The organism is Klebsiella sp. RIT-PI-d, assembly GCF_001187865.1.
Classification (GTDB): domain Bacteria; phylum Pseudomonadota; class Gammaproteobacteria; order Enterobacterales; family Enterobacteriaceae; genus Superficieibacter.
This window is the reverse complement of the sequence record NZ_LGIT01000009.1, coordinates 1,371,558-1,382,388: the sequence shown is the minus strand read 5'-3', so window position 1 is coordinate 1,382,388 and position 10,831 is coordinate 1,371,558. Positions and strand designations below refer to the sequence as shown.

At 55.9% G+C, this 10,831-nt stretch carries 11 protein-coding genes; all 11 read left to right on the top strand.

Annotated elements, in window-relative coordinates; translation table 11 throughout:
- The first annotated feature begins 3 nt into the window (after positions 1-3).
- Genes AC791_RS12915 through AC791_RS12865 form a run of 11 tightly spaced genes read left to right on the top strand, consistent with a single transcriptional unit; the run spans position 4 to position 10,736 of the window.
- Positions 4-1,011 carry a 3-oxoacyl-[acyl-carrier-protein] synthase III C-terminal domain-containing protein gene (locus AC791_RS12915; RefSeq protein WP_049840825.1) on the top strand — a complete coding sequence of 336 codons (1,008 nt, stop codon included), beginning with the start codon at positions 4-6 and terminating at the stop codon, positions 1,009-1,011.
- Positions 1,008-2,024 carry an NAD-dependent epimerase/dehydratase family protein gene (locus AC791_RS12910; protein WP_049840824.1) on the top strand — a complete coding sequence of 339 codons (1,017 nt, stop codon included), beginning with the start codon at positions 1,008-1,010 and terminating at the stop codon, positions 2,022-2,024. The genes AC791_RS12915 and AC791_RS12910 overlap by 4 nt, the downstream gene beginning before the upstream one ends.
- A complete protein-coding gene (locus AC791_RS12905; RefSeq protein WP_049840823.1) occupies positions 2,002-2,808 on the top strand; it encodes an MBL fold metallo-hydrolase in 807 nt (268 codons plus the stop codon). Before AC791_RS12910 ends, AC791_RS12905 begins: the two co-directional genes overlap by 23 nt.
- On the top strand, positions 2,805-4,091 hold the full coding sequence (locus AC791_RS12900) for a F390 synthetase-related protein (RefSeq protein WP_049840822.1): 1,287 nt from the start codon (positions 2,805-2,807) through the stop codon (positions 4,089-4,091). Before AC791_RS12905 ends, AC791_RS12900 begins: the two co-directional genes overlap by 4 nt.
- Entirely contained in the window at positions 4,091-4,705 is a 615-nt protein-coding gene (locus AC791_RS12895; RefSeq protein ID WP_416202299.1) for a phosphatase PAP2 family protein, read from the top strand. Before AC791_RS12900 ends, AC791_RS12895 begins: the two co-directional genes overlap by 1 nt.
- Positions 4,698-5,822 (top strand): sterol desaturase family protein, encoded by a 1,125-nt coding sequence (locus AC791_RS12890; protein WP_049840821.1) that lies wholly within the window; start codon positions 4,698-4,700, stop codon positions 5,820-5,822. The genes AC791_RS12895 and AC791_RS12890 overlap by 8 nt, the downstream gene beginning before the upstream one ends.
- Entirely contained in the window at positions 5,809-6,906 is a 1,098-nt protein-coding gene (locus AC791_RS12885) for a fatty acid desaturase family protein (RefSeq protein ID WP_049840820.1), read from the top strand. The genes AC791_RS12890 and AC791_RS12885 overlap by 14 nt, the downstream gene beginning before the upstream one ends.
- Positions 6,906-7,871: an NAD-dependent epimerase/dehydratase family protein gene (locus AC791_RS12880; protein ID WP_049840819.1), complete on the top strand. Its 966-nt coding sequence runs from the start codon at positions 6,906-6,908 to the stop codon at positions 7,869-7,871. The genes AC791_RS12885 and AC791_RS12880 overlap by 1 nt, the downstream gene beginning before the upstream one ends.
- Complete coding sequence (locus AC791_RS12875) at positions 7,868-8,995, top strand: glycosyltransferase family 2 protein (protein ID WP_049840818.1); 1,128 nt, start codon at positions 7,868-7,870, stop codon at positions 8,993-8,995. The genes AC791_RS12880 and AC791_RS12875 overlap by 4 nt, the downstream gene beginning before the upstream one ends.
- Positions 8,992-9,534, top strand: coding sequence for a hypothetical protein (locus tag AC791_RS12870; RefSeq protein WP_049840817.1), 543 nt, complete (start codon positions 8,992-8,994; stop codon positions 9,532-9,534). The genes AC791_RS12875 and AC791_RS12870 overlap by 4 nt, the downstream gene beginning before the upstream one ends.
- Positions 9,534-10,736 (top strand): glycosyltransferase, encoded by a 1,203-nt coding sequence (locus AC791_RS12865; protein WP_049840816.1) that lies wholly within the window; start codon positions 9,534-9,536, stop codon positions 10,734-10,736. The genes AC791_RS12870 and AC791_RS12865 overlap by 1 nt, the downstream gene beginning before the upstream one ends.
- Positions 10,737-10,831: the final 95 nt, after the last annotated feature.

Here is a 10,831-nt window from a genome sequence, read left to right as displayed (position 1 = left end):
AGAATGGCGTATTCATCGCATCCAGGCGTTAAGGCAGCGCTAAAAATTATTTCAACAGGAATAGCCCTGCCGCCGACGCGCATCACTTCATCTTCGTTAGATACCCGGTTTGGCAAGCCGCAGGGTTATGTTGAAAAGCGCTCGGGTATCGTGTGGCGTTATCACGCAGAGCATGATGCCAGCCAGGCTGAACTGGCGGCGCAGGCATTGCACCATGCCCTTGATGCTGCCTCCCTTTCTCCTTCATCAATTGATCTACTGATTTGCGCCTCGGCGATTGCGATTCAGGCGCTTCCATGCAGCGCCACGCACATTTTAAAAGCGGCCGGAATGCCTGCCGGAACGGCTGGTTTTGATATCAACAGCAGCTGCGTCAGCTTTATTTCGGCTCTTGAAGTGGCCGCCGGATTGTTAAATACCGGTGCTTATCGGCGGATTGCGATTGTCTCTGCGGATATTGCCTCGCGTGGTATTGACTGGACGCATGAAGAATCCTCATTAATTTTTGGCGACGGCGCAGCGTGCGTTATTGTTGAGCGGGGCGACGGCGCGACCGGTATTCTGGCGAGCCTTATCGAAATGTATCCGGACGGCAGCGAACTGTGTGAAATTCGTGCCGGCGGTACGCGACGTAACCCACGCGCCGGTATTACCGACAGCGACTTTCTGTTTCATATGCAGGGAAAACCGCTGTTCCGCTATGCCTCTTCCCTGATTGATGATTACTTTGCCCGCCTGTTAACTAAAAGCGGCGTCAGCCTTGCAGAGATCGCGACGGTGGTGCCGCATCAGGCCAGTCACTTATCGCTGGAGCACATGCGCAAGCGTCTGCGGGTGCCAGAATCGACGCTGATAGACATTTATCGCCACTATGGTAATCAGGTTGCAGCGTCTATACCGACTGCCCTGCATGAGGCCAGCGTCAGCGGTCGGCTGGTGGCAGGTAAACCCGCCATGTTAATCGGTACAGCCGCAGGGCTGACGCTTGCGGGCATGGTTTTTCTGCCGTGAAAATCCTGTTGACGGGCGCGACCAGTGGTCTGGGACGAAACGCTGCCGACTATTTGCTGGCCGGTGGGCACGATGTGGTAGCGGTCGGCCGTGATCCTGTCCAGGGCGCGCGACTTGCGCAGCTCGGCGCGCAGTTTATTCCGCGCGATCTGACCGCGATCGGTAGCGAAGATTACTTTTCGCTAATGAAAAACTGCGATGCAGTGTGGCACTGCGCGGCGAAATCATCGCCGTGGGGCAGTCGCGATGATTTCTACCAGAATAATGTGCAGGTGACACAGCAACTGGCACAGGCAGCAGGCCGGGCGCAAATCCCGCGCTTTGTCCATATTTCTACCCCAGCGGTTTATTTTGATTTCCGCCACCATTATGACCTGTCAGAACGCTATCTGGCGCGCCGGTTTAGCAGCCACTATGCCAGCAGTAAATATGCAGCAGAAAAGGTTATCGCCACGGCAGCCAGTCAGTTTGCCGCAACGCGATTCACACTGCTGCGTCCGCGCGGATTGTTTGGCCCGTATGACAACGTGATTGTCCCGCGCATTATGCAACAGCTGCGTCGCGACAATGGGGTATTGCGCTTGCCGCGCGGCGGCGAGGCGTTACTCGATCTCACTTTTGTGCAAAATGTGGTGCACGCGATGATGCTGGCAACCACGGCCAAAACGTTGCCGTCCGGCAGCATTTATAACGTGACTAATCATCACCCGCAGCGTCTGAATGTGATGCTGGATGCCTTATTACGCGGGCAACTGGGGCTGCGCTATCGTCTGCGGTCGGTGCCATGGCCGGTACTGTCACTCGCTGCCAGAGGCATGGAAGCGATCGGGCACTGTCTCGATAAAGAGCCGCCGGTCACCCGCTACAGCGCGGGCGCTGTCTGTTTTGATATGACCCTAAGCAGTCAAAAAGCGATCGCTGAACTGGGCTATCGCCCACCGTTTTCTATGGCGGAAGGCATTGCGCTCACCGGCGAGTGGATAAGGGAACATGGCAAAAATTACCGCGTTTGAAGTAGGTTACTGCACGCACATCGGCTGTATGGCGCTGAAAGGGGCCGGGCTGCGCGTGTGCAAATTTCCTTCCAGAGCGTATCTGCTCGAAGTCGGCGATACGCGCTGGTTGTGGGATACCGGTTACGCCTCGTGGTTCGAGCAGTATACCCGCGTCGGCGTTTTTCAACTCTATCGCCAGCTGACCCCTGTTTATTTTGATCCCGATGAGTCCCTGGCCCGGCAGCTGCTGGCGAAAGGGCTAACCGGAGGTGATATTCGCGGCGTGATCCTGTCACACTTTCACGCCGATCACGTTGCCGGGCTGCGCGATTTTGCCGATGTCGCCTGTATCTGTTCCGGGGAAGGCTGGGCGCAGGTCAGAGCGCTGCGCGGGTTTGCGGCACTGCGCCAGGCATTTGTTCCCGGCCTGTTCCCTGACGATTTCGAATCCTCATTAACGTTTATTGAGGGGTTTGAATCGCTGACATTATCCGCCAGCCTGGCACCGTTTGAGCGAGGTTATGTGCTGCCGGGAAGCGACGGGCAGATCCTCTTAGTGCCGCTGCCCGGTCATGCTGCCGGGCATGTTGGCGCATTTGTGCTGACGGACGACGGCTGGACGCTGCTGGCGGCAGATGCCGCCTGGTCTCCGGCCAATTACCGCGAACTGCGCGGACCCTCCCGGCTGGCGAATCTGGTCATGTCTGACGCGACTGCCTACTATCAGACGCTTGAGCGGTTAAACCAGCTCTGGCAGAACGGTGTCGTCGATATACGTCTGTGTCACGAAGGGGATTTATGATACCGATTGGCCTGCTGTGGCGCTATTTCCGTACCCGCAAAGTACATTTTACCGACCGGGCGGCGCTTGACGCGTGGCAGGCGAAAAAAATGCAGGTGTTTCGCCGCAGGGTGCTGGCAAAAAGCCCCTGGTTCCGGCGCTATTTAGCCCGGCCGTTCGCCGAGTGGCCAACGATGGACAAATCACTGATGATGGCGCATTTCGATGAGATGAATACGGCGGGGTTGCAACGTGACGCGTTAATGGCCTGCGCCTTACGCAGCGAACAAAGCCGTGACTTCTCGCCCAAAGTCGGGAAGTTCAGCGTCGGCTTATCGTCGGGAACCTCCGGGCGACGTGGACTGTTCGTGGTCAGCCCCCGGGAGCAAACGCTGTGGGCCGGTGCGATTCTGGCGAAAGTGCTGCCTGACGGGCTGCTGGCTGGCGAACGTGTAGCCTTATTTCTGCGCGCTGATAACAATCTGTATCGCAGCGTCAACAATCGCTGGCTTAGTCTGGCGTTTTACGATTTGCTGGCCCCGTTTCAACCGCAGCTGGCCCGTCTTGAGGCACAATCCCCGACCTTAATTGTCGCCCCGGCTCAGGTACTGCGCACGCTGGCGCTGTCGGTGCTGGCGGGTAAGCTCACCCTGAATGTTAAAAAAGTGATTTCGGGGGCGGAGGTGCTGGAGGACCAGGATCGTGCCCTACTTGAGCAGGCTTTCGGTACGGTTGGCGAAATTTATCAGGCCACCGAGGGCTTTCTGGCATCGACCTGCGTGTTTGGCACGCTGCATTTGAATGAGGAGTTCATTCATATTGAACCTGAATGGCTGGACGAGCGGCGGTTTATCCCGGTGGTGACCGACTTTACCCGCAGCACGCAGCCGGTGGTGCGCTACCGGCTGGATGATGTTCTGGTGGCCAGCGATAAGCCGTGTCCCTGCGGCAGCGCCACCCGGGCTATCGCCCGTATTGAAGGGCGTCATGACGATCGGTTGCAACTGCCAGATGCGGCGGGGCACATGCAGATTGTTTTCGCCGATGCCTGTAGCCGGGTACTGGCCATGACCTTGCCACCTACCGCAGACTATCGGCTGATACAAACGGCTGTCGATGCGCTGTCGCTCACCGCGGACTGTGACGCCACGCAGCTAAAAATCTGTCAGCAGGCATTAAACGATCTCTTTGCCCGTCAGGGAGTTGATGTCCAGCGACTGGCATGGACGCTGGTATCGCAGGTGCCGAAACCGGAGTTTGGCATCAAGCGGCGACGTATTATACGCCAGGGGAGCGCCATCTGATGGTTGGGGTTCAACGTCTGAAACAGATGCTACTGGGCTGGGGAACGGTAGGGGTTATTTATTCGTTTTGCGATCGTTTGCAGGGAGAGGGATACCGGCTGGATCCGTGGGCCATCGATCGCCTGACGCACTTCTTACCGTCGGCTGTCTGGCTCTACTTGTCCTTTTTTCTTATCATCCCGGCCGGGTATTTTCTGGTGCCGCTGTCGGCTTTGTCCAGGCTGACCCGCAGTATGCAGTTCGCCGCTCTCGGCGCTGGAGCAATATATCTTCTGTGGCCGACCACGATGCAGTATCCGCCGTTAACCTCGCAGGGCATATCTTCTGACGTACTGGCCTGGCTTATCAGTATTGATTCGCGGCAAAACTGTTTCCCTTCATTACATGCCGCACTCACATTACTTGCGCTGCGGGCCATCGCTGCCCGCCATCAGGCGATTCTCACCCTGGCCGCCGTTGTCTGGGCGCTGGCGATTGCCGTTTCTATTCTCCAGCTGCGCCGGCATTTGTTTATTGATATCGTTGGCGGTGTTTTTCTGGCATGGGGATCTGACTGGCTCGCGATGCACTGGAATAAGCGGAAAAAAAACCACAGAGAACCCGGTTATGAGTGAATTATTGTATCCCATTATTTTTATGTTATTGCTGGTGCTGGGGGAAGCCTGTTTTTTGCACCTCAGCCACAAACGTAAAATCGACTGGCACGATATTATGTTCAACCTCAACTCCGGACACATCGTATTATGGCTATTTCGCTGCGTTGAAGTGTTGTGCTACGCGCTGGTACTCCATTATGCCAGCCTGTCGCTTTTCGACGGCGTCGCGGTTGGCTGGATTTGGTTATTCACGCTGCTGGCGTGGGATTTTTGTTTTTACTGGCTGCATCGGCTGCATCATGAACGGCGCTGGCTGTGGGCGGTACACGTCGTTCATCATCAGGGCGAACATTACAATCTGTCGCTCGGCGTCAGAAACTCCTGGTACTCCTCTCTCACAGGAATTCCCTTTTTCCTGGTACTGGCGGTGTGCGGCGTACCGCTGAGTATTTATCTGGCAGTATCTGTTATTCACTATAGTATCCAGTTTTTTAACCATAATGCCCTGACGCCACGGCTGGGCTGGCTGGAGAAGATTTTTATTACCCCTTCGCATCATCGCGTACATCATATTAATGAACGCCGTTATGCCGACACGAATTACGGCGGAACTTTTATTTTCTGGGACCGGCTATTTGGCACGCTGTGTAAAGCGCCACCCGCAGGGCCAGTGAAATATGGCGTTAAAGGCAGCCAGCTGTCGGCTAATCCATTCCGTGAAAGCAATCTGCCTTTTCAGAAACTGGCCCGTTTGAGCGCGGTTTCCTCTTCGTGTAAACCATCATCACGCGGCGGATCGGTGATGCTGATTACTGGGACACTGCTACTGTTTATGCTGGTGCTGGGCTATATCCAGCGCTATGGCTACCATATTGATGCGCTTTCACCTGCTCAGGTACTGCTGTTTTTATTGCTGGCCACGGGAACGGTGGCGTTGGGGGGGATCAGCGACGGACAACGCTGGGGGAGGATCGTCTGGTGCGGCGTAACCGTGTTATGTCTGGTTTACCCGCTGTTGCTGGCGTGGCGGGAGCCGCTGTGGCTAATTGCGCCTGTCTTACTGGTGCTCCACGCGCTTCTATTGATGTGTGGAGTAGGCCATCCATCGGCGGGGGTGGTGCGTGAATCTGTTTAATCCTCAACCGCGGCTGACCTTTCCTGCTGACGATCCGGCTCTGGTTCTGGCGTTACAGAAACAGTCGCGGAGCATCCTTACCCAATCTGACGATCACCGTTATGCCGACAGACGGACGATCCTCAAGGCGATTATGCTGGCTGTGGCGTGGGGTGGATGCTACGTCATTTCGCTCTGCCAGCAGACATTATCGGCCTATGCGCTGGCGTATGGCATGATGATGTTTTTTGCCATGCTGCTGGCGGTAAACGTGGTTCACGACGCCTCTCACAACGCATTTTTGCGCGGCAAAAGGGCCAATGCCCGACTCAGTTTTCTTGCCGCCCTGCCGCTGGGACTGGACGCTGATTGCTGGCGGGTGCGCCACGTCATGTTTCACCACGGCTTTACTAATATTGAATTCTACGATCCGGATACGGCCGAAAATGGTCTGTTGCGTCAGATGCCATCGCAACGCTGGCGGCCTTTTATGCGCGCCCAGCGCTTTTACTGGCCGCTGGTCGCCGGGCTGACCTTTCCCTGGTATATCTGGGTGGTAGACTGGCTTGACAGATGCGGCCTGACGCCAGTCACGCCGCATCTGGCCCGGGGCGGTTTCATGGGCTGGAGCCTTTTTTTATCAAGCAAACTGATCCACCTGACGTTGACCCTGCTACTGCCTCTGTGGCTACTCGCGGACCGGTTTGACATCGTTACGATTCTGGCCGTCTATGCGCTGAGTCAGATCGGCGCATCGCTGATTTTCGTTATGCTGATCGTCGGGACGCACTGGGCTAAGGGTCATACCCATCATCCAGCGGAACACGGGAAAATGTCGCAGGGAAGATTAGCCCATGCGTTTGCCACTACCTTCGACTGGACGCCCACGCCTGCCGGAATGGGCTACTGGCTGGGCGGTATTAACCTCCATCTGACGCATCATCTGTTCCCGCACTGGAATCATCGTCATTATCCGGCGCTCAGCCGTATGATTGCCCGCATTGCCGCGCAGCAGGGCATCGAATACCGGATGCTGACATTAAAAGATTTGTTAGCACTCCAGCAGCATTTTCTCAGCAAGATGGGCCAGCGACCGGATAAGTGATGATGAAGATCCTGCTCACCGGTGCATCGGGATTTATTGGCAGCACATTTCTGCGCCGGTTTGCTGCCGAACCGCGCCTCTCTCTGTATGGCGTTGGACGTCGGCCTGTGAATGATTTTCCCTCACAGGTACGTTATCAGGCGCTGCCGCTGGACCGGCTGGAGAGTCTGGATATCGAGCCTGACGTGGTGATCCATGCGGCGGGCAGGGCATCGCCGTGGGGCACGGATCGGGAGTATTATCGCGATAACGTGCAGAGCACGCAGCAGACCCTCGCGTTTTGCCGGACGCGTCAGCACCCACGCTTTATTTTTCTCTCCACCGCCGCCGTCTATTATCGCTTTGCCCATCAATTTCAACTGGCTGAAAATACCCCAGTCGGGCCGGGTTTCACCAGCGAATATGCCCGCAGCAAGTTTCTGGCAGAGCGGGAGGTTAACGACTATTGCGGCGAGAAAACTATTTTTCGCCCCTGTGGGGTGTTTGGGCCGGGTGACAACATCTTATTTCCACCGCTGCTGACAGCGGCACGTCAAAAAAGGCTGGTTAACTTGCGCAGTGATGCGCCATCGCAGGCAGAGATTATTCATGTGGATAGCCTGTGTGAATATCTGATGCAGGCGGCGACCGTGCCCCGGTTAAAGCCCTGCTACAACATTTCTGCCGCGCACCCTCTGCCAGTGGAGGGACTGCTGCATGACGTCTTGCGCCAGCTTGATTTACCGCTGCCGGGACGCGCGATGTCGGTAGATTCTGCCCGGCGGATTGCAGGCGTACTGGAGGCGGTCTGGCGTATATTCCCTCTGAAAGGAGAGCCGCCTGTTACCCGCTTTGGCATCGGCGTGTTCGGTTACTCGGCGACGCTGGACGTCAGTCGTATGCTGACAGATTTCGGCCCGCCGAAAAGTCCACTTTTGCCTGCTCTCCACCAGTTTCTGCAAGACTATAAGGCACGGAATATATGATAGTAATAGCCCTGATATGGCTGGTTATTCTGTTGTTCAAGCTGTTTTTTACGCTTCGCGTTTTAGCCGTTCCGCCGCGTAGCAACATGATGGATATGAGTGATGTTACGGTGATGCAACCGGTCCTTAGTGGCGATCCGGCCCTGGCAGAAGTGTTACAGTCAAATCTGCAAAATTTACCCGAGGCGCATTTTCTGTGGCTGATCGATGATGATGACGACGAAGGTTGGCGTGTGACACAGCAGTTACAGGCGTGCTATTCCCGGTGCGATATTCAACTTTTAGGTTTCGCCGCCGCGCCTGAAGGACAAAACCCCAAGCTGTTTAAGCTGGAGCAGGCAAGAGCGCAGGTGAAAACGCGCTGTATCGTCGTGCTGGATGATGATGCAACTCTGAGTGCCGCCTCGCTGGGTCAGCTTCTCAGTGAACTGAATGAGAACACCCTGGTCACCGCTTTACCCTGTTATCGACCCGCTCAGAATATACCGTCACGGCTGCTGGCTCAGTTTGTTAACGATAACTCGGCGCTGACCTACCTGCCGCTGCTGCCGTTTATGCCGCCGCTGACCCTCAACGGCATGTGCTATATTCTGCATCAACACACGCTGGCACAGGTGGGTGGATTTGCACCGATCGTGCAGCACCTGACCGATGATTTAGCGCTGGCCACCCTGATGAAGCGCAACAATATTACGCTGGTTCAGTCTACGGCTGTGGTGCAGGTGCAAACCAGCGTACCGGATTTTACGCGCTATTGCCGGCAGATGCACCGCTGGTTTCTCTTCGCCACGCTGCTCATGCATGAGAAATCATTTGCGGTTAATGTCGCCATTTTTCTGCTTCAGGGACTGCATCCGCTGCTTCTCTGGTGGATGCTTATGTTGACACTCAGCGATGGGGGCACAGCGCTGAGCATCATGCTGACAGTTCTGCTGTTTCGCCATCTTGCCCTGCGCTGCGTCCAACGGGGTATGTGCCGACAAATTGCGCCTCATCCGCTGTTATCGCTGCTGTCGGAGTGTCTCCAGCCGCTGCACTTGCTTCATGCGCTGATAAACCGCACCATTTACTGGCGCTCACGGCGGTATCGAATTTACAGTAACGACCGGTTCATCTCCCGATGAGTTTACAGATCGCCTTCATGACCGGCAGAAGCCAGCCGGGTTGCACCGCGTTAAGTCCGGATCAGCGTGCCTTCCTTGACGCGCTGGGCGCGGAGGGGCGTGGGCTGACGGTCAATTTTCCATGGTCTGGCGAGGATCAACCGTGGCGCGCCACGCCGCTGTTGACCGCAAGCGTCAATAACGCACGCGATTATCTTTTATCGCGCCAGTCGGCGTTCATCCGCCAGCATCGACCGGCTGTGCTGGATATGCTGGATGCAGCGTCTCAGACGCTGCTGCTTTGTGGAAGTTGTGGTCTTGAGTTATTTAATAATCTTCAACTGCCGGCAGCCTGTCTTTCACGCGTAAGTTTATTTGCCTATGGTCCGGTAGCGCGTCGCCGTCCGTCATGCCGTCATCTGCTGGTTCAGGGGCGCAAGGACTGGATTTCTCGTTTCTGGTTCGCTGATGTTGATAAGTATATTGACTGCGGACATATGAACTACCTCTCTCATCCGACACTTATTGATACGTGCCGACGTTTTATCAGGACGTTTTAATGCAGCGCTTACTTTCTCTTATTCCGCCAGGCATCACCCGGATTGATCTGCTGGCCCCGCCGTTTGCCGGGCATCTGCACCCTGTTCTGGCGATGGGGAAGGCGTTATCCGCACATTATCACGTGCGTATTATCAGCACTCGCCGCGCAGAGCCACATATTCTCGCGGCGGGGCTTTCTGCGCTAATCCTGCCTGGCGCATACGATGAATCGCTACAGAGGGTGGCCAACCCACGCTACGCCATCAAATCCAGTCCGCTAAAACTCTGTCGGCAATTTCGGGCGGTCGTCGGGTTACTTAAAAATTTTGCCGACGAACTGGCGCAACTCTGGTATCGGGCGGGCGTTCCTGAGCTGGCGATTGCTGATTTTACCCTTCCGATTGCGGGAGACGTCTGTCGTCGACTGGACATAATCTGGTGGACCAGTATGCCGTCGCCCTGCGTACTGGAGGGGCCAGACGGTACCCCGGCCTATTGTGGCGGTTTGATGCCCGCCAAAAATGGACTGGGACGGATCTGGCACAATCTCCAGCGTCAAAAAGTACGTATTTTTAAACGTACCGTCTTTGCTCTTTTTCGTCGGACGATAAGCCAGACCGGTATCACGCGTCTTTATCGTGCGGACGGCAGCGAAAGCGCCTATTCACCGTACTGTATTCTCGCACTTAGCGAACGCGAGTTTGAGTTCCCCCAGACCTGGCCTGCGGCGCTGACATTTATCGGGCCTGCGCTTTATACCCCACCGCTGGGATTTCAGGCCCCACCTTTTAAGGAAGGAAAGCGGCATGTCCTGGTAACCCTGGGAACGCATCTTGACTGGCATAAAGAGGCGGTGGTTGAAGCGGTTGTGATGCTGGCCGGAACGCTGCCGGACTGGGAGTTTCATTTTACCGATGGGAACAGTTCGGGAGGCGATCAGCACCAGCAAGGTAATTTCTGGCGGGTGTCATGGGTCGATTATGACCGCTGGTTGCCCCGCTACGATGCCGTGATCCATCACGGTGGTGCCGGCATTATGTGGCACTGCCTGAAGCAGGATATTCCTGCGCTGGTTTACCCGGTAGATTACGATCAGTTTGACCATGCTGCGCGGCTTGAGTTTAGCGGTAAAGGGATCTGGCTGCGCGGAGGTCTCAGGGCGCTCGGTCAGTCCGGTGACAAATTACGCGGGCTGGTAGAAGGGCGCGGAAAAGCGGATTAAGGTCGACGTTTTCCCCGGCTGGCCAGGATATGCAAGAAAGATATCGGGGAATAATAAGGTATTGTCTTAAGTGATGGTGGTGGGGGCAGGATATG

What these genes read in the sequence shown, in the direction of transcription:
- AC791_RS12875 (WP_049840818.1), top strand. Translation starts at nt 7,868, where the DNA reads ATGATAGTAATAGCCCTGATATGGCTGGTTATTCTGTTGTTCAAGCTG.
- AC791_RS12915 (WP_049840825.1), top strand. Translation starts at nt 4, where the DNA reads ATGGCGTATTCATCGCATCCAGGCGTTAAGGCAGCGCTAAAAATTATT.
- AC791_RS12900 (WP_049840822.1), top strand. Translation starts at nt 2,805, where the DNA reads ATGATACCGATTGGCCTGCTGTGGCGCTATTTCCGTACCCGCAAAGTA.
- AC791_RS12870 (WP_049840817.1), top strand. Translation starts at nt 8,992, where the DNA reads ATGAGTTTACAGATCGCCTTCATGACCGGCAGAAGCCAGCCGGGTTGC.
- AC791_RS12890 (WP_049840821.1), top strand. Translation starts at nt 4,698, where the DNA reads ATGAGTGAATTATTGTATCCCATTATTTTTATGTTATTGCTGGTGCTG.
- AC791_RS12880 (WP_049840819.1), top strand. Translation starts at nt 6,906, where the DNA reads ATGATGAAGATCCTGCTCACCGGTGCATCGGGATTTATTGGCAGCACA.
- AC791_RS12905 (WP_049840823.1), top strand. Translation starts at nt 2,002, where the DNA reads ATGGCAAAAATTACCGCGTTTGAAGTAGGTTACTGCACGCACATCGGC.
- AC791_RS12865 (WP_049840816.1), top strand. Translation starts at nt 9,534, where the DNA reads ATGCAGCGCTTACTTTCTCTTATTCCGCCAGGCATCACCCGGATTGAT.
- AC791_RS12895 (WP_416202299.1), top strand. Translation starts at nt 4,091, where the DNA reads ATGGTTGGGGTTCAACGTCTGAAACAGATGCTACTGGGCTGGGGAACG.